The sequence below is a fragment of the Paenibacillus sp. EKM212P genome (assembly GCF_011066115.1).
In the GTDB taxonomy this organism is placed as follows: Bacteria; Bacillota; Bacilli; order Paenibacillales; family Paenibacillaceae; genus Paenibacillus; species Paenibacillus polymyxa_B.
The window spans coordinates 372,983-391,573 of record NZ_JAAMNR010000003.1 but is presented as its reverse complement, the minus strand read 5'-3'; the positions used below and the strand labels follow the sequence as shown (position 1 = coordinate 391,573).

Annotated in this window: 18 protein-coding genes; 14 read left to right on the top strand and 4 right to left on the bottom strand. The window is 47.0% G+C overall.

What is annotated here, in order from left to right:
- The first annotated feature begins 61 nt into the window (after positions 1 to 61).
- The 6 genes from G9G54_RS11005 (at position 62) to G9G54_RS10980 (ending at position 5,504) form a co-directional block, all read left to right on the top strand.
- Entirely contained in the window at positions 62 to 790 is a 729-nt protein-coding gene (locus G9G54_RS11005) for an ABC transporter ATP-binding protein (RefSeq protein WP_165177980.1), read from the top strand.
- On the top strand, positions 787 to 1,587 hold the full coding sequence (locus tag G9G54_RS11000) for an ABC transporter permease (protein WP_165177978.1): 801 nt from the start codon (positions 787 to 789) through the stop codon (positions 1,585 to 1,587). Before G9G54_RS11005 ends, G9G54_RS11000 begins: the two co-directional genes overlap by 4 nt.
- A 12-nt stretch (positions 1,588 to 1,599) precedes the next feature.
- Entirely contained in the window at positions 1,600 to 2,367 is a 768-nt protein-coding gene (locus tag G9G54_RS10995; RefSeq protein ID WP_165177976.1) for an ABC transporter permease, read from the top strand.
- A 197-nt stretch (positions 2,368 to 2,564) separates the two neighbouring features.
- Positions 2,565 to 3,797 carry an ABC transporter substrate-binding protein gene (locus G9G54_RS10990; RefSeq protein ID WP_165178337.1) on the top strand — a complete coding sequence of 411 codons (1,233 nt, stop codon included), beginning with the start codon at positions 2,565 to 2,567 and terminating at the stop codon, positions 3,795 to 3,797.
- 16 nt (positions 3,798 to 3,813) lie between these two features.
- Positions 3,814 to 4,680 carry a carbohydrate ABC transporter permease gene (locus G9G54_RS10985; RefSeq protein ID WP_069290633.1) on the top strand — a complete coding sequence of 289 codons (867 nt, stop codon included), beginning with the start codon at positions 3,814 to 3,816 and terminating at the stop codon, positions 4,678 to 4,680.
- The gene (locus G9G54_RS10980) at positions 4,680 to 5,504 is read left to right on the top strand and encodes a carbohydrate ABC transporter permease (protein WP_165177974.1); all 825 of its coding nucleotides are present in this window, start codon (positions 4,680 to 4,682) and stop codon (positions 5,502 to 5,504) included. The genes G9G54_RS10985 and G9G54_RS10980 overlap by 1 nt, the downstream gene beginning before the upstream one ends.
- A gap of 108 nt (positions 5,505 to 5,612) precedes the next feature.
- Here the strand turns inward: G9G54_RS10980 and G9G54_RS10975 are convergent, their stop codons facing one another.
- From G9G54_RS10975 to G9G54_RS10965, 3 genes are all read right to left on the bottom strand, one after another.
- A complete protein-coding gene (locus tag G9G54_RS10975) occupies positions 5,613 to 7,298 on the bottom strand; it encodes a DUF4179 domain-containing protein (RefSeq protein WP_165177972.1) in 1,686 nt (561 codons plus the stop codon).
- Positions 7,258 to 7,818 carry an RNA polymerase sigma factor gene (locus G9G54_RS10970; protein WP_025721972.1) on the bottom strand — a complete coding sequence of 187 codons (561 nt, stop codon included), beginning with the start codon at positions 7,816 to 7,818 and terminating at the stop codon, positions 7,258 to 7,260. Before G9G54_RS10970 ends, G9G54_RS10975 begins: the two co-directional genes overlap by 41 nt.
- 235 nt (positions 7,819 to 8,053) lie before the next feature.
- Positions 8,054 to 9,070 carry an acrylyl-CoA reductase family protein gene (locus G9G54_RS10965; protein WP_165177970.1) on the bottom strand — a complete coding sequence of 339 codons (1,017 nt, stop codon included), beginning with the start codon at positions 9,068 to 9,070 and terminating at the stop codon, positions 8,054 to 8,056.
- A gap of 357 nt (positions 9,071 to 9,427) precedes the next feature.
- Between G9G54_RS10965 and G9G54_RS10960 the strand changes: the two genes are divergently transcribed.
- The 3 genes from G9G54_RS10960 to G9G54_RS10950 all read left to right on the top strand — a co-directional run bounded on the left by G9G54_RS10960 (position 9,428) and on the right by G9G54_RS10950 (position 12,294).
- Positions 9,428 to 10,837, top strand: a complete 1,410-nt coding sequence (locus tag G9G54_RS10960; RefSeq protein ID WP_023990870.1) for an MATE family efflux transporter — start codon at positions 9,428 to 9,430, stop codon at positions 10,835 to 10,837.
- Between the two features lie 257 nt (positions 10,838 to 11,094).
- The gene (locus G9G54_RS10955; protein WP_061831958.1) at positions 11,095 to 12,108 is read left to right on the top strand and encodes a LacI family DNA-binding transcriptional regulator; all 1,014 of its coding nucleotides are present in this window, start codon (positions 11,095 to 11,097) and stop codon (positions 12,106 to 12,108) included.
- A 9-nt stretch (positions 12,109 to 12,117) separates the two neighbouring features.
- The gene (locus G9G54_RS10950) at positions 12,118 to 12,294 is read left to right on the top strand and encodes a hypothetical protein (RefSeq protein WP_155765236.1); all 177 of its coding nucleotides are present in this window, start codon (positions 12,118 to 12,120) and stop codon (positions 12,292 to 12,294) included.
- Here the strand turns inward: G9G54_RS10950 and G9G54_RS10945 are convergent.
- Positions 12,291 to 13,247, bottom strand: a complete 957-nt coding sequence (locus G9G54_RS10945; protein ID WP_165177968.1) for a sugar kinase — start codon at positions 13,245 to 13,247, stop codon at positions 12,291 to 12,293. The genes G9G54_RS10950 and G9G54_RS10945 overlap by 4 nt on opposite strands.
- Before the next feature lie 340 nt (positions 13,248 to 13,587).
- On the opposite strand from G9G54_RS10945, the gene kduI reads away from it, so the two are divergent.
- The 5 genes from kduI to G9G54_RS10920 all read left to right on the top strand — a co-directional run bounded on the left by kduI (position 13,588) and on the right by G9G54_RS10920 (position 18,584).
- Entirely contained in the window at positions 13,588 to 14,418 is an 831-nt protein-coding gene (gene kduI / locus G9G54_RS10940; RefSeq protein ID WP_061831956.1) for a 5-dehydro-4-deoxy-D-glucuronate isomerase, read from the top strand.
- A 79-nt stretch (positions 14,419 to 14,497) separates the two neighbouring features.
- On the top strand, positions 14,498 to 15,142 hold the full coding sequence (locus G9G54_RS10935) for a bifunctional 2-keto-4-hydroxyglutarate aldolase/2-keto-3-deoxy-6-phosphogluconate aldolase (protein WP_025683172.1): 645 nt from the start codon (positions 14,498 to 14,500) through the stop codon (positions 15,140 to 15,142).
- Positions 15,143 to 15,190: 48 nt separating this feature from the next.
- Positions 15,191 to 15,967 carry a 2-dehydro-3-deoxy-D-gluconate 5-dehydrogenase KduD gene (gene kduD / locus G9G54_RS10930; RefSeq protein ID WP_061831955.1) on the top strand — a complete coding sequence of 259 codons (777 nt, stop codon included), beginning with the start codon at positions 15,191 to 15,193 and terminating at the stop codon, positions 15,965 to 15,967.
- Positions 15,968 to 16,213: 246 nt separating this feature from the next.
- The gene (locus tag G9G54_RS10925) at positions 16,214 to 17,452 is read left to right on the top strand and encodes a CynX/NimT family MFS transporter (protein WP_165177966.1); all 1,239 of its coding nucleotides are present in this window, start codon (positions 16,214 to 16,216) and stop codon (positions 17,450 to 17,452) included.
- Positions 17,433 to 18,584 (top strand): winged helix-turn-helix domain-containing protein, encoded by a 1,152-nt coding sequence (locus G9G54_RS10920; RefSeq protein ID WP_165177964.1) that lies wholly within the window; start codon positions 17,433 to 17,435, stop codon positions 18,582 to 18,584. Before G9G54_RS10925 ends, G9G54_RS10920 begins: the two co-directional genes overlap by 20 nt.
- Positions 18,585 to 18,591: the final 7 nt, after the last annotated feature.

Below are 18,591 nucleotides of genomic sequence, written 5' to 3'. Positions count from 1 at the left end.
TTACATATCAAATGCACGCGTTGGAACTTTGTTGTGATTTGTTATGGATGGAGGGAATAGTATGTCAGACTCCTTACTGGAGGTCAGTCAGGTAACGAAAAGAATGGGGAAAAGGCATTTGTTAGACCGTGTTTCCTTTAAGCTTCAGAAAGGGAAGATATATGGATTCATCGGACCTAATGGAGCTGGCAAAACCACAATGATGCGAATCATGACCGGATTAATGCAGCCAACCAGCGGCTCTGTAAAGATAGCTTCATACGATGTACAGACGGATCGGGAAAAGGCGCTGTCCAAGGTGGGGGCTATTATTGAATCTCCAGTCTTTTTTGATTATATGACAGGCAGACAGGTTTTGCGCAATTTGTCACGGTTACACTCTGAGATTGTGCCCTCAGATCGGGAGATACATATTGAAGAATTGCTTACAAAGGTGAGACTGGAAACACGGGGAGATGACAAGGTGAAAACCTATTCGCTGGGAATGAAGCAAAGGCTAGGTATTGCGCAGTCCATGCTGGGTGCTCCTGAGCTTTTATTGCTGGATGAACCGTCTAATGGGCTTGATCCTATGGGAATGCGGGAGCTGAGAGATATCGTGCTTCAGCTACGTGATTCAGCGAATTATGCCTTTTTTATCTCCAGTCATCTGTTGGATGAACTGCAACAGATGTGTGACGAACTCATTGTTATCAAAGAGGGCGGGCTAGTTTGGCAGGGACCTGCTGATCAACTAGTAGAGGACGGTCAACGGCTAGAGGATGCTTTCATGGGATTGATGGGACTATGAAATCATTAATATACAGTGAGTTCGAGCGATTATGGAGACGAAAGTGGTTCTGGCTCATGGTGTTATGTACGCCGCTGCTCGCTTGTTCGACAGGAGTATATTTTTTGCGCACGATGAAGGTTCCTGTTGAGGTATTATCTTTAAACTTTGTCGTTACTGGTCTGCGTGAGAATTTGTTTTTAGTATGCAACATAGCTGTAGCTGCTTTAGCTGCTGCTGTATACACAGAGGAATTTCGAAGCGGGCAACTGCGGTTGTTATTTATGCGCCGATTTACCCGCGGGCAGATTTTCTGGAGTAAACTGCTGGTTTTAAATGCTACTATTTTGTTTCTTCTCATTGTATTTGCAGTATCATCGCAGGTGATCGTTGAAGTATGGACTCTTTCATATGATGTAAGTGATGCGGGGTTGTCCGAATCTCAAGGACTGCAGATGCTTAAATACTATGGTTGGGCGCTTGCCTCATTATTAGCAATAAGCTCCTTCTATTGTTTCGTCGCTATGTATAGCAAAAGTGTAACGTATGCCATCGGTGTTTGTATGGTATACAATCTGGGCTCTCTGTTGTTTGATTCATTATATTTAAAATTGGCCTCTTTTGTTTCCCATATCCCATACCTATACAATGTGATCGCATTTATGATTATTCCATATATGCAGCATACAGGATTAGATAGGTCCTTAATGGGCAATTCGTCTGTGAATGGGGCGATTATCACCGTTGTTAGTCTATATCTTATCTTGTTTACTTGGGGCGCATACCGCCGTTTTGTGACTGATGATTATCTGTATTAGGGGGGGTTCCTCATGCTGGCAATCTGGCGAAGTGAAATGGAACGAATTTGGAATCGCAAATCCACTCTTTTATTATATATAGCCTATATATTCATCGTGGTTGCAATTATATGGAGCCATAAAGTAACGGGTACGAAGGTCTTACGTTTTGGTGAAGGAACTGTGGTCGTAAATAATCTGAACCTGCCGTGGCTGATGATGAGTGAGGTTGCCTTATTTCTAGTTACAGCAATCCTGCCCATTCTGTATGTGGATCAGTTAAGCGGCGATCTCTATTCTGGAGCATATAGGCTATATATGCTACGACCGTATCGACGTTTTCAGTTTTGGCTTGCCAAGTTGCTCGCACTATCAGCCTCAACAGCCATTTTTATGGGGACAAGCTTGCTTATAGGTGTATTCGCTGGCTGGTTGTTTTTCCCACACAGCTCTACTTTTTTTAAATATGGTTCATCCGTCGCCTCTTCCCCATCAGATGCCGTACCCTACATAATTTCGTTTTATTTGGTATTAACGCTGGTTTGCTTGGTAAAGCTCATGTTGAGTAGCGCTGTATGTTTGTTCATGTCACGGCCACTGTTTGCTTATATAGTGATTCTTATCTTATCCGTATTTCTCTTTGAGTTGTTTAGGCCCCTCATTATGTTAATGGACCCATTTCAGCAAATAATGCTTGCTTTAAGAGTAGACAGTTCTTTTAATTTTTGGATGTGTGCAGGTGGATTGATTCTGGTAAGTATCATTATTAGTTTTACACGATGGGAAAAAAAGATTGTTTAGAAATAAGACTTGTAACCTGAACATCATAAAAGTAAAAGAAAGATCCAACCGACCGTTTGAGGGTCAATTGGATCTTTTTTAACATTGGTTCCTCCTGTTATCAGATTGTTGTAGCAGTATCGTTTCTTTTACATAAGGGACGGGTATTAATTGTCTAGTCCCGCATAGATTGACATAGGGGAAAAGGAGGTATGAGCATGTGGTGTTGGGTCAAAAAGCTGTCTACACTGGCGGCGATCCTTTTATTGGCTTTTTTTGTAAGCGCATGCAACAAGGACGATGCTTCGGGTAAGGTGAAAATTGAATTTTTTCAAAACAAGCCGGAGGCCAAGGGTTCATTCGATAAGCTAATCTCTCAATTCAATCAGGAACATCCCGGTATTGAAGTGACACAGGTCAACCCGCCAGAGGCAGAGACTGTGTTATTGACCCGGGTTGTCAAAAACGATGTACCTGACATTGTAGGGCTTGGGGCCACCGATACCTACTCCATTTTGGCACAAAGTGGTATTTTTACGGACCTGGCGAATACAGAATTGCCACGTACGATTGACCCGATTTACCTCAAAATGCTTAAGGATGTAACCGGGGTCGATCCCGTGTATGGAATTCCTTATGCTGCGAATGCGAATGGTGTGATGTATAACAAAACGCTTTTCAAGGAAATGGGATTACGGGTACCCAAAACGTGGGATGAGCTGATTGCAACGGCGCAAAAAATCAAAGCTGCTGGAAAAATCCCGTTCTATTTTACATATAAAGATGATTGGCAAACGAACCTCCCCTTTAATGCGCTGGGTCCGAATCTGGTGGGCATTGATTTTTTCCTGCAACGGCGTGAAAATCAGGTCACTTTTCAGGACAAGTACCGCGAGGTTGCGGAAAAGCAGCTGGAGCTACTGAAATACGGACATGATGATAATTTTGGCAAAAACTATGCCGACGGTAACCGTGCCTTCGCTAACGGGCAGGGATTGATGTACATTCAGGGCTCGTGGGCCATATCTGAAATTCGCAAAGCCAATCCAAAAGTGGAGCTTGGATTTTTCCCATTACCAACAGGGAATGACGAAAAGGCGGTCAAACTGGTGTCCGGTATAGATACGCTATTAGCCGTATCGGAGAGCACTCCGCATAAAAAGGAAGCCGAGGCGTTCATTGCCTTCTTGTTGAAGCCGGAGAACAGCAAGCAATACATTACAGAGCAAACGCTGTTTTCGGCGGTGAAGGGAGTCACGCAGGATGATCCGAGTGTGGCAGAGCTGTTGCCGTATTTTAAATCGGGTCGCGTCGTTGATTTTGCCGATCACTATATTCCCAAGGCGGTCCAATTGAATTCGATTGTGCAGGCCTTCCTGCAAAACAGAGACATCGACGCTTATCTGGCCAAGCTGGACCGAGAATGGGATAAGGTAGCTAACCGCCGATAGGAGAGGAGGAGGAGACATGAATAAGCGACTAACAACTTTTTACTGGATGACGGTGCCGGCGGTGCTATTGTTTTTTGTATTTTTGACCTTGCCTGCCTTGCAGGGCTTTTATTATTCGCTTACAAACTGGAACGGCTTTGGTCATCAGTATCACTTTGTCGGGTTTAAGAACTATATTAATTTGTTTCAGGACGACAATGTGGGGAACGCATACTGGTTTACTTTCAAATTTGCGATTGTGGTTACCATTGCGACTAATATCCTCAGTTTGCTGATTGCGCTAGGGCTGAATGCTAAAATACGGTTTCGTAACTTTTTCCGCGGTATTTATTTTCTGCCTAATATTTTGAGCGTGCTAATCGTGGGTTACATATTCAATTACTTGTTCTCGAACGTGTTTACGATTTGGGGGCAAAATTTAGGTATTACCTCATTGTCGACGAACATTTTGGGCAGCGAACAACTGGCTTGGGTGGGGGTTGTTATCGTAGCTGTATGGCAGGGGATTGCCTTTAATACGATTCTCTATCTGGCCGGGCTGCAAACCATTCCGACAAGTCTGTATGAGGCGTCCAACCTGGACGGTGCGGGTAAATGGCGCGAATTCTGGAGCATTACCTTTCCGTTAATTGCACCGTTTTTCACGATTAATATGGTATTGGCGATGAAAAATTCCCTGATGGTGTTCGATCAGATCGTGGCTTTGACGAATGGCGGGCCGGGACGAGCCACCCAGTCGATTTCCCACCTGATATACACCGGGGGATTTAAAGGCGGAGAATTTGCTTATCAGTCGGCTAACTCTGTTATTTACTTTATTGTGATCGCGATCATTTCCATCTTACAGCTGCGATTCCTCCAGAGAAGGGAGATGGATAACTGATGAAAACCAGCAGACGTACCAACTGGCCTGTGCTGCTTCTGGTAGCATTGGGGGCAATATTTATCCTGTTTCCCCTCTATATGACGGTAACGATAGCACTTAAAAATCCCGAACAGATGGCGCATTCCGCCTTTGCCTTTCCGACCGAGCTGCATTGGGAAAATTTTAGTCGTGCAGTAGAAATGACCAACTTCTTCAGCGCTTTTCAGAACAGTGTGATAGTCACGACATCGACGGTCATATTGACTTTGCTAACCAATTCGATGGTCGCTTATGCGATTGCCCGTAATATGCAGCGACGCTTTTTTAAGGGATTATATTTTTACTTTGTGAGCGCCATGTTTATACCGTTCCCGATCATCATGCTGCCGATTGTAAAACTGGCCTCGGGCCTTCATATGACTAATCTGTTGGGTCTCATTATGCTGCATACGGTGTATGGTTTGGCGTTTAATGTCTTCGTGTATGTTGGTTATATTCGCTCCATTCCGGTGGCATTGGAAGAGGCTGCCACGGTAGATGGTGCGACGACATGGGGTACTTTTTGGCGCATTATATTCCCGCTGATGGCGCCGATTAGTGCTACGGTGGGAATTCTCACTTGTCTGTCCACATATAACGACTTCCTGCTGCCGCTCATTATTATTAGCGATGCAGAGCAATATACGCTACCGCTCGTTCAGTATGTGTTCCAGGGGCAGTTCAATACCGACTTTAATTTGGCCTTTGCCTCGTATCTAATGGCCTTGCTGCCGATGATTATTGTCTATCTGATTGCACAAAAATGGATTATCAATGGCGTTACGCAAGGTTCTGTGAAGTAGGGCGTGAGTCAATCGTTCCAGGCAGACTGTGCCTTCATAGGAAAATAAAAAGGGGTTCCCTATACCACGGTTCACACAGGTATATGGGACACCCTTTTTATAGCATTACTATTCAGATGCTTCGCTTGTGTTTGTCAGAGGCTGTAATGGTATAGTTGTCCCTGCCTCTGGGTCGTCCGTCGTGTAGTAGAACATATAGATGGAAGCCTCGGTCCCCTTGAAGTTCTTGTAGACATCCACTGCCTTGTTATTGCCGTCTCCGGCAAAATTGGCTGTGATCGGCTTGCCGATAATCCGTTCTTTACCCAGGCCAATATGCGTCTGGTTAATCCCTCCAAAGTGAGCATCCTCGCTTTCGGTTTCTACGAACAGATCCGCTCCTTGTTTATAGTAGGTCCAGTTCACCGGATAGCCGCCAATTTGTGTGGTCAGCGTCTGCCTTTGATCGGAAATATGAGTTAAACGCAGCGGCGTTTTATCATCTGAGTGTATCGTTACTTTGTATTTCCCGGTAAACGTAATCGGTGTGTCCTTGGTAATGACAAGCTCGGACGGTCGCTCAAAACGGATCGTGGTCAGATAAGGTTCGCTATTAGGCGGTGACCATCGGTTACCCTCCAGCGTCTTGCCGTTCACGGAAAGGGAGTATTTTTGATAAGGGATATCGACGAATTTTTTCTTGCTTCTGACCGTGACACGAATTTGTGTGGGTGTGACGATCATATGCTCCATCGTAAAATTTGGATCTCCCTTCTCCAGTGGGGTATCGAGCACGGTTTTAATCGTTCCGCTCTCCATTTGTTTTTTGCTTAACTGAAGATCAAATTCGATGGGCCCGTCGATGCTTTTTTCCGTTTTGGCATACTGTAGTTTGTAGGTGGTCTGTTCTTCCGGTATATCACTCCGCTTAAAATACTGCTGTGCCGTATATTCTCCATTCTCTCCGGGCTTGCCAAAAGCTCCTCCCGGCTGCGACATCACAGGGATTCCGCCCTTGTAGGCCATGATCTGCGGATTATCCCATTTCTTTGGCATGGATGAATCGAAGGTAATTGCGGAGGATAGCATCAGTTTGTCCTTCCCTTGATCAAATGCTTGTACCTTTATGTCGTGCAATCCGTCACGCCCCAGCGTGAAAGTTTGCGGCTCAGGCGATTGGATATGGAGCGGCAAATCCAGTTCCTGTATGCTGTAAAGCTGCATATGCTCTACGGTCAGCTGCATGTTCTCCGTCTCCTGCTGCGGTGTCCAATCGCTTTCAAAGTATCCGTTATACCGCTGGTTTTTGGGATCCCACTGTTGGAAGTTGTATTCCCCGTCACTGCCTTTTTTTGTAGCCTTTTTGAGTGACATACCTTTAACATTCCAAAACTCGTTGTCTGCACGTTTTCCGACCTCCAAGCTGTACAGGATCACGGTCCGGTTCTCATCGACAATAGCTGTATGCAGCGTTAGCTTCACTCCGTCTCTGGTCACGGACTGCTCCAGCGGTTGCCCGAGGTTTTGCTTTAATGCTGTCTGGATGCCACTTCTTCCGCGTAGCAGATTGTCCCAGTTGTAGTGGATGGCGGCATAGACAGGAACTGCAACCAGAAGTGCGCTTAGAGAGGCGGCAATAGCTATTTTGCGCCAGTTTCTGTGTCGGTGGGGAGTGAATGAATCGGAAGTGTCGGTTAGCGTAGGGGCAGTATGCCCTGTCTGTTCCATCCGGTTCCACATCTCATCGAAGTCAGGATAGGCCATTTCCGAATCATCATTTAACTTGCGCTTCAATGCCTTTTCTATGTTGTTCATAGTTCTCTCCTTCCATCTCGGGAATTTGTACCCCTGCATCCCGCAATATTTGCTCCAATAACTTTAGTCCTTTGTGAGTCCTCGATTTGACGGTTCCCAGCGGAATTTCCAGCAGTTTGGATATTTCCGCCAGCGTGAAATCATGCATATAGCGGAGTGTCAGCACAGCGCGGATTTTGGCCGGAAGGCGATTCATATAAACGGCCCATTCCTCTGCCGATTCGCGTTCTTCCACCAGCCTGTCTACAGGTTTACCTTCCGCCCCGCTAAATAGATAGGGATTAGCCGATACCTTCAAATGCAGGCTTTTCTGGCGTTTAAGGTAATTCAGACAATGATTGACCGTAATCTTCATAATCCAAGCTTTTAGTTGTTCGATCTGTTCACGATTGCTGCGAAACAGGATGATAAACACTTCCTGCGTTAAATCCTCTGCATCCGATGCATTATGTACCATGTAGTAGCAGGTTCGGTATACATCTCGTTGATACAAATCAAACAACTCTCGATTGCTCTCCAATGATGTGCTCTCCTTTCTCGTGCAGTTTATCTATATAACAACTGAGGTTCTCAAAAGGTTCATTTGGTTGCGAAAAGTAAACCGTCTGCTTCAAATGTACCACACGAAAAAAAGAAGCCTGTAAATCTCAAAATTGCAGATTTACAGGCTTCTTACATGTTCCTAAGCTAGACCCTATGGGATGACACTTCTTCACGCGAAAACACGCCAATGGATAGCTTGCGGACTACTCCGCTTAGTCAACCAGCCGTACTAGCGTTCTTCCTTGCGAGCGGGCTGCAAGGATGTCTTCGAGCGCGCTTGGCAGGTCGGCCAATCCGACTTCGCGCTCAACGAGCTGCTCCAGCTGCTCCAGCTGTTCCGGCTTCCATTCGCTGCCGAGCCGCTTCCAGATTGCTACGCGAGTGTCGTATGGGCAGAAGACAGAGTCTATGCCCAGCAGACTTACGCCGCGCAAAATAAACGGCAGCACCGTCGTAGGCAGCTTGGTGCCTGCCGTCAGGCCGCTCACGGCAACGGAGCCGTTGTAGGCGATCTGGCTGAGCAGCGAAGCGAGCGGCTTTCCGCCTACAGGATCAACAGCTGCTTGCCAAAGCTGCTTGCCCAGCGGGCGGATGCTCTCCGCACCGTCGTAGACCTCCTCGCGGGAAATAACCTCGGCTGCTCCGAGCGCCTTGAGGTAATCGAGCGCATCGGCCTTGCCACTGCTGGCTACGACATGGTAGCCTCTCTTGTTCAGCAAGGCAATGGCTGCCCCGCCTACGCCGCCCGTCGCTCCGGTGACGAGTACCTTGCCCTGCTCGGGAGTAACGCCGTTTTGTTCCAGTCGATATAACGACAGGGCTGCGGTGAATCCGGCTGTCCCGAAAATCATTGCCTCTCTCGGCGTGAGTCCGTTCGGAAGTGGAACCACCCAGTCCGCAGGCACGCGTGCATATTGGCTGAATCCTCCGAATTGAGAAACACCCAGCCCGTATCCGGTAACGAGCACCGCTTGTCCTTCGCTAAAGCGGCTATCCTCCGAAGAGACGACGGTTCCCGAGCAATCTATGCCTGGTACGAACGGATAGGCTTTGACAATATTGCCATCCTTGCGGGCAGCAAGCCCATCTTTATAATTGATGCTGGAATAAGCGACACGAATCAATACTTCTCCAGCAGGTAAACTGCCAGCTTCCAGAGAACGTACCTCTGCTTGAACTTCACCGTCCTGTGTCTGATCGACGACAAGAGCTTGAAATGATTGAGTCATCTGTAAAAGCCTCCTTTATTACCTTTTAACCCTATGAATGTCCTATATATTCCATCTTTAATTCACAAATTATGCTTAGGAAGCATACAACAATCTTCACAACCTGTCAGCGGCAATGCTCACAGGCTCGTATTCTATTATACTCTTTAGCTCATAATTGCGTCGAAAAGACCAGACTACTGATATATTCTTGCAATATCCTGTTTCAATAAAGTTCGATAATCAATTATAAAGAGGGTGATAAATGAATTCTTACGCATTTTGCAAATCATTTTACGTAAACGGGATGTATTTTCAGAATGACTGTGCTAACATACCTTTTGATCGTTAAATAAATCTATGAAGAAAGGTGAATGAATGACAACCAGAGCACTAAAAAAAGGTTCGGTATTGTCCGAAGCTAAGGAACTGAATTTGTTCCGTTTAACATGGCCTATTTTCCTTGAATTGTTTCTGTTTATGCTAATGGGGAGCGTCGACACGTTCATGATCAGTTCTGTATCTGATAATGCAGTGTCGGGTGTGGGCGCGTCCAATCAAATTATTTCAATTGCGATCCTTGTACTGGAGGTTATCGGCAACGGCGCTGCTATCGTCGTAGCTCAATATATCGGTTCTAAGAAACTAGTCGAAGCGGCCCAGGTTACAGGTACGGCCATTACGTTGAATTTGATGGTAGGTCTTTTGCTTAGCGTAATTTTTCTTGTATTTGGTACGCACATGTTGCAATGGCTGAATGTCCAGGGTGAGATTCTGGCTTACGCGGAGTCGTATATGAGCATCGTCGGGGGTGCCATTTTTCTTCAAGCATTGATTAATGCGCTGGCGGCGACCATTCGTACACATGGTTTTACCAAAGAAACGATGTATGTATCGGTTTTTATGAACGTGATCCACGTGGTCGGCAACTATGTTTTGATTTTTGGGCATTGGGGAATGCCTGCACTTGGAGTAGAGGGTGCTGCTATTTCTACAGTAGGTAGCCGCTTTATTTGTCTCTTGATCTTCTTCTGGCTGATGTACCGAGTCACTGAGGTTCGTGTCGAGTGGAAATATTACGTCCAATTGTCCAAAAAGTTTATCTCTAAAATATTGCGCATTGGTGTACCATCCGCGCTGGAGTCCATTATGTATCAGTCGTGTCAGCTCATCTTCACACTGTACGTGACTTATCTTGGCGCAGAAGCAATGGCGACACGTCAATATGCGAATAATATTTCAAGCTATATTTACTTGTTCAGTATGGCAGTCGGTATGGGTACGGCTATTGTGGTAGGAAGGCTCGTGGGAGCCAGACAGAAGGATACTGCCTATAAACGTGTACTGACCAGTGTGAAATGGGCGTTGCTCGTGACCGTGATTATTGATGCGGTGGTCATCTTTTTCCGTGTTCCCTTGCTTGGTTTGTTCACGGAAAACCCTGAAATTATTCGTTTGGGAGCACAGGTCATTTTACTTAGCATTCTGCTAGAAACTGGCCGGACAACGAATATCGTCATTATTAACTCGTTGCGTGCTGCTGGAGATGCGAAGTTCCCGGTCTTTATGGGCCTGATCTCCATGGTCTGCATGAGCTTGCCACTTGGTTATCTGCTTGTGTTCAAGCTGGACATGGGGCTCGCCGGCGTGTGGCTGGCGATTGCTGCTGATGAATGGACTCGTGCTGTCATCATGTATGCTCGCTGGAAAAGCCGATTATGGGAAAAGCATGCGCTGGTCGAGCACGATACACCAGATCAGTCTGCAACGCCCGTTCCGGCACATTGATGTCGAGCAGCATTTAGGGCCAGCTGGAGCCTAGCTTTTCGATAGAGTTGTGTACGCGGAGGCAGTTCAAGAGAACATCTTGAACTGCCTCTTTTTGCTGCTGAAGAACCATACTTCTACACGGGGGCACGATAGGCAACTTTGAAGTTCGACTTATATCATAATGGCATTCATAAATAGAAGTATGGTAAATTTACTAAAAAAAAGATATACTTTTGTTGCACTAACGCAGTACATGAAAGACAAGGAGTGTACCGATGAAGAAGCCGACGATTGAAGATGTTGCCCAGAAGGCAGGAGTGTCTAAAAGCACTGTCTCGCAATTTCTGAACAAACGATATAAATATATGAGCGACCAGACCAGAGACCGGATTGCCGAGGTTATTCAAGAGCTGAACTATCAGCCTAACGGGCTGGCCCGCAGCTTGAAGCAAAACCGGACGTTTATGGTGGGGGTCATTGTAGCCAACATTGACTATACCCTTTCGATCCAGTCTATCCGTGCGATTGAGGAGGAATTGCAGCGTTTTGGCATTCAGGTGATCATTTGCAACGCCGATGAAAATCCGGACAAGGAGGGCCAGTATATTGAGATGCTCAAGGCTCGGCAGGTAGATGGCCTGATCATCTTCCCGACAGGCAAGCATGCAGATATTTACAACCAACTCATTCGTGAAAAGTATCCGTTAGTGTTTTTGGACCGTTTGGTAGATGGGGTAAATACGCGCAGCCTGCTACTGGATAACGAAATGGCGATTAAGCTGGCGATTCAGGAACTTGTGGCTCATAAACATGAGCGAATTGCGCTGATTACTTTGCCCCTTGGCTTGAATCGGATTACTCCACGAGTGGAACGGCTCAGCGGATACAAAAAGGCGCTGGAGGAGCATGGCTTGCCATCTCGTGAAGAATATATGCACAGTGTGCCGAGAGAAGAAATCCAGCAGACGCTGAAGGAGCTGTTCCAACTGCCGGAGCCGCCGACTGCGCTGTTGGCCGGGAATGATATCGTGTTGGCTGAGGTGTTGAAGTATGTGAATGCCCGCCGTATACGTATTCCGGCAGAGCTGTCCATTATCGGGATTGACGATGCGGAGTTTGCCCATATTTACAATCCGCCGATTACGACCATTACACAACCCATTGCGGATATGGGGAAGCAGGCGGCAAAAACACTGCTGTCCAGCATTGAGGAAGGCGGCGAATCAGTCCCGATTATTTACCGATTTGTGCCGGATATCAATCGGGGAGAATCCGTCAAAACGCTGTAGACGAGCAATGTGTCATATATTATAAAAATAGCCCGTATTCCTTTGTACGATCTGAGTATGCGTATGCTGCTCAGATCGTACAAACGCGAATACGGGCTATTGGAAGTTAAGGCTGACTTTGGATTCGGCCTTGTTGAGCTTGCGCTTATAGCGGTGAAGGTTATGCGGGGAATAAACCCGGACTAATTTGTGCTGGCGCTGAGCAAAAACGATTCCAGCTCGGCTCGTGTCGGATAGCCGTCCATATCTCCGGCTGACATGACGGCCAGCGCACCAAGTGCATTCCCGCGCTTGACTGCTTCTGCCAGGGGAAAGCTCTCCAGCAGCGCGCTGATAACGCCTGCAGCAAATCCGTCACCGGCACCGACGGTATCCACGACATGCTCTACGCGGAAGCGTTTGACGTATCCCTCAGCATCTGCGGATTTGTAATATGCGCCTTCGGTTCCCAGCTTGATGATGACCAGCGAGGTACCTCGGTCAAGATAGAAGGAAGCGATATCCTCTGGTGAGGTGTAGCCTGTCAATATTTTACCTTCATGAATGCCCGGCAGAAGCCAGTCGCACCCCTCAGATGCCTCGTTAATCGCCTCCACCATCGTTTGCGTGTCAGGCCATAACTTAGGTCTGAGGTTCGGATCAAAGGATACGGTTTTGCCAGCCTTTTTCATAAATTGCCGCGCATGACGTGCGAAATCACGGCACTCAGGGGAGAGGGCGACAGAAATACCTGTAAAATGCAGATGGCGAGCTCCGGAAAAGTAAGCTTCGTTAAAATCAGCGATGCTTAATGTAGAAGCGGCGGAATGTTTGCGGAAATATTCCACCTCGGGGTCCCCACTTGTAACTTTGGATTTAATCAGCATTCCGGTAGAGTGGTCTTTGGTAAACATGACGTTCTGTGTGTCGATCCCTTCCTCACGTAGCGCACTGGCAATGAACTTGCCGAACGTATCCTCGCCGAGTTTGGTCACGAGTCCCGCCCGTAGACCCAAACGCGCCAAACCGGCTGAAACATTCGTCTCTGCCCCGGCCAACGCTTTGGTGAATGAACGCACCTCATCCAGAGAGCCTGCTTCATTGGCATAAAACATGGCCATCGGTTCTCCGAAGGTAACAGCATCCAATGTTGCGGTCATTTGTATTCCTCCTTATGTTTAGTAAACTTAATCTGTAAGCGCATGCACCAACTGAATAAATTGAAATTATCACATAAATCGGTTTTTCACAATGATGAAGTTGATATATTGGCTAAAAACTTTTTAGGTAATACAGATAAAAAAAAGTGGTTTTGTTTATCAAAAGGTAAAAAGCGTGTAAAACTTCGTATGTACTAAGGGTTTTTCTAGGAATAGTGAAGTTTTAGGTTGACACCCTCTTAGATAATTATTACAATTCTAGCTAAGAAGTAGAGTTAGAAACCGCTTTTATAACAATTCCATTGATAAAAAAGTTTATCTAAACAGGAGGAATGTTTTTATGGAAATGCGTTATTCAACTCATCCCGAACATGCCAAGCATTTTACGACTGAAGAGTTGCGTCAGCACTATTTGATCCAGGAACTGTTTGTACCTGAGGAGGTAAAGCTGGTCTATACGCATGAAGATCGTGTCATTATCGGGGGCATTTATCCCGTGAATAAATCTGTTGCGCTGGAAGGTAACGATCAAATCAAAGCAGAAACTTTCCTGGAGCGCCGCGAACTGGGCATTTTTAATGTCGGCGGCAGCGGTACGGTCAAGGTGGACGGTGAAACTTACGAGCTGGCCACAAAAGACTGTCTCTATGTAGGCAGAGGGGGCAAGGAGTTGATCTTTGAAAGCGATTCCAGTGAAAAGCCTGCAAAATTTTATATCGTTTCGGCCCTGGCTCATACCACGTATCCGACGACGAAGCAGTCTTTTGCCGATGTACCGTCTGAAAGTCTGGGTTCACAGGAAACAGCTAACAACCGAACGTTGCGTCGCTTTATCCATGATGAAGGCATTCAAAGTTGCCAATTGGTTATGGGGATGACGACGTTGGAGAACGGCAGTGTGTGGAACTCCATGCCGACACATGTTCATGACCGTCGGATGGAAGTGTATTTCTACTTTGAACTGGATGAGAATGCGAGAATGTTCCACCTGATGGGTGAACCGAACGAAACGCGCCATCTGGTGATGAAAAATGATGAAGCCGTTATTTCTCCACCTTGGTCTATCCACTGCGGTGCGGCTACGGGTAGCTATACCTTCATTTGGGGCATGGCCGGTGAAAATAAAACATACAAAGACATGGACCAGGTTGCCATGAGCGAGTTGCGTTAATCCAATTAGTGTATTGGGGCGTGAACCTGCAAGTGGCTGAGGGTACATGGTCATCCCATTCGTGGAAAGGATCAGGAACATGACGAAAAAGAAAGTTTTGGAACATATCACTTCAGTAGGTGTCGTCGCAGTCATTCGGGGAAACACGGCGGAGGAAGCATATCTAATGTCTAAAGCCTGCATTGAAGGCGGCTTGGATAATATTGAGCTTACGTTTACGACGCCGGATGCGGATCAGGTCATTCGAAGATTGAGAGACGAATTTAAGGATCGGGCAGTGATTGGTGCAGGAACGGTACTGGAGTCACTGACGGCAAGAATTGCTATTCTAGCCGGAGCAGAGTTTGTCGTGAGTCCTTCTTTTGAAGAAGAAACAGCGAAGCTATGCAATTTGTACGCGATTCCTTATATGCCCGGCTGTATGACGCTGAATGAGATCAAGGAAGCCATGAAATTGGGTAGCGATGTCGTGAAGTTGTTCCCAGGCAGTGCAATGGGGGCGGACTTTGTGAAGGCTGTCAGAGGTCCAATGCCTCATGTACAGATTATGCCAACTGGTGGCGTTGATCTGGACAATATGGAAACCTGGCTGCGTAACGGATGTGTAGCCGTGGGAATTGGGGGTAATTTGACGGCTCCAGCCAAGGAAGGTCGCTACGACTTGATCACAGAAAATGCAGCACGTTATGTAGCTAAATATAAGGAAGTACGCGCAGCGCTGTAGGCTTCAGGAATTATAGGTTTTAAACTAATTTGTGATGGAGGCGTAGGCATGGGTCTGGACAATTTTTCATTGGATTTTTTCAGTCTAAAAGGTAAAACGGCGATTGTAACAGGAGGCAACACTGGTTTGGGTCAAGGATATTCCGTAGCTTTGGCCAAAGCAGGTGCAAATCTGTTCATTGTAGCTAACAATGATGAATATGAAGAAACAAGACGTTTGCTGGAGCCAACGGGTGTGAAGGTTGCCTTTTATCAGGCTGATCTGACAGAGAAAGAATCCATTAAAAAAATTGTAGAAGAATGCGTCAATGAATTCGGTAAAATTGATATCCTTGTAAACAATGCAGGTACGATTCGTCGCGCCCCTCTGCTGGAGTATAAAGATGAGGATTGGGACGCTGTTATGGAGATTAACCTGAATGCCGTATATCACCTGAGCCAGGAAGTGGCAAAAGTGATGGTAGAGCAAAAAAGCGGGAAGATTATCAATGTCGCTTCTATGCTTGCTTTTCAGGGTGGCAAATTCGTTCCGCCGTATACAGCGAGCAAGCATGCGGTAGCTGGTTTGACCAAGGCATTTGCGAATGAGCTGGCGGTTCATAACGTTCAGATTAATGCGATTGCGCCGGGTTATATTGCTACGGCAAATACAGCTCCAATCCGTGCGGATGAAAGTCGCAATCAAGAAATCTTGTCGCGTATTCCTGCGGGTCGTTGGGGCGATCCGTCTGATTTGATGGGAGTTGTGGTTTTCCTCGCTAGTCAGGGTTCCGACTACATGAACGGTCATATCTTGGCGGTGGACGGCGGCTGGCTGGTACGTTAAGCAGCGCTGGTCGCATCGAAGTTTATGAACTGAAAGCTGCCTCAAAAGGAAACTATCCTTTCAGGCAGCTTTTATTTTTTAATGAAGCTATATGCTGAACTTGAAGACTTGGAGCGCTGTTTCGATCCGTCCTATGCATATGGCACGAATGCCTTTATAATTTAATGAGATAAAAATTGCTAGGCTCCAGCCGTACACTTGGTTGGAGCCTTTGAGCATAACACAGATAGATAGGAGAATGGAGAGATGAGTTCACAGCAACACCAACGAGCTTTGGTATACAAATCTTTGTGGCATGCCGGTCCTTGGGTGCTTGCCATAGGGATCATTCTGGTAGGTGCCAATCTGCGCGCCTCGATTACCTCGGTAGGACCTCTTATCGGTTTGATTAAGGATTCTTTGCATATTTCGAATACACTGAGTGGCCTATTAACGACATTGCCGTTGCTGGCTTTTGCCCTGTTGTCGCCTTTTGTAGCCAAACTGTCGCGCCGCTTCGGGTCATCTCTTATTATTTTTGCAGCCTTGCTGCTGTTGACCGCAGGTATTGTGGTGCGCTCAACGCTGGGGGTGACCGCATTATTTGTCGGGACCGCCATGCTGGGACTGGCTATTGCCGTGTGTAATGTGTTGCTGCCCAGTCTGATCAAAGAGGAGTTTCCTCGCAACAGCGGACTGATGACCGGCGTATACTCAGTATCCATGAATGTGGTTGCTGCAACAGCATCCGGGCTGAGTATACCGCTGGCTTTGAACGGAGGTATGGGCTGGCGCGGTGCTTTGGGAATATGGGCGATTGTAGGTGTCGTAGGAATCTTACTCTGGGTTCCCCAACTCCTTAAGGCTCGCAAAACAGCCAATAAAGCGGCAGTGTCTGCCCGAACTGTGAATGTGTATACATCGTCTTTGGCTTGGAAGGTGACGCTGTTTATGGGGCTGCAATCTGCCCTGTTCTATGTTCCTGCCGCTTGGTTTCCCGAAATGATGAGCGGACAGGGGATGGATTCAGAGACTGCGGGATGGATGCTGTCCGTGCTGCAGTTTTCACAAATGCCATTTACTTTTATTGTGCCTATTTGGGCAGCGCGGGTGAAGGATCAGCGGGTATTGGTTCTGATTATGGCTGCGCTGTATTTTATCGGTTTGGGTGGATTTCTGCTTGGGGCTACACAGTGGAGTGTGATTTGGGTCATTTGTATCGGTATAGCGGGTGGTTTTGCTTTCCCGTTAGTGATGATGTTCTTTAATTTACGGACGCGGACACCGCAGCAGGCAGCGGAGCTGTCTGGTATGGCACAATCCTTTGGTTATTTGCTAGCAGCGACCGGACCGACACTGTTCGGTTATTTGCATGATGCGACGCAAGGTTGGACAATCCCGCTGCTGCTGCTCTTGTGTCTGAGTGTGTTGCTTATGTTTATAGGGCTGGGTGCAGCTAAGAAACGATATGTCGGAGGCGAGGTGGATGATCAGGCTACAATTTGATGCAGATGGCTACAGTGTGGTCTGTAATGCAGATCGTGTTATGTTGTTGGCTAAAGAATTTGCGCTGTTGCGCTTTCTGTACGATAACCGGAATCAGGTGTTCACCCGGGAACAACTGCTGGATCGTGTGTGGCCGCTGGAGTATCCGGTGGAGCGTACGGTGGATGATCATATCTATAGATTGCGCAAAAAACTTAAGTCATGGGATGGGCTCCGTATTCATACGGTTAGAGGGTATGGCTACAGCTTGACCTTGACTGACGTGCAGCCTCAGAATCATCCGTCCTTGCTCGATCAGGAGGTGCAGGACGCCGTACATGGGCTTTTCCGGAAATACCAGCTGTTGGGGCAGGGGAATTCCATCGTAGCGCTGGCTGCCCAGCAGGAGCAGATGGGTTTTCAAATGTCTGCCTTTTATCAAATGTATACCCGTTTTGTACAGGCGGATGTGTCCTGGTTCTTGAAGCGGGAGGATTTTGCCCCTGTAGACCGATTGTATTGGATGTTGCTGCTATTTACGGGCACAGCAGGGGTAACGGATGAGGAGATTGCTCTATGTGAGTGTGCGCTTTCCAGCAGGCTGCTGTCCAGTGAACAGGAACGGGAATTACGCATTCTCAACATCTTGGAGGCTTATGTGGAAAATGGAGAACCTGAACGCGCACAGGAAGGTCTACCACTAACCTTGAGGGTCATGGAACGGGATAATCTCGATAAATTTGTGATGCCTGTTGCACTGATGGAGATGTACATGCATCTGGTTTCCAATCATATGGAAAAGGCTGCGGAACTGTCTGATCGTCTGGAAGGCATGCTATCGGAGGCTCCGTATTTACGCGAACTGGGCCGTTATCGCATGATGCGCGGACTTATGCTTTTGCGTACTGGAGATGTGAACAACGCCGAGCGGCTTATGGATGAAGGGCTGGATACCCTTGATATGGCTAAACAGGAATTGCTAAAAATCAAAGCGGTCTGCCAAATCCGCGGTTTTTTGAAGCTCTGTGGCACCTATCCCACGCTGGAAGAGAAATATGCGGCTCAATATGATCGGCTTGACCGGGACAACAGTTTAACACTGCATCGTCAGGCGCTAAGGCATTGGTTGGAGCAAACACTTTCTGTGATCTGATGTTTTT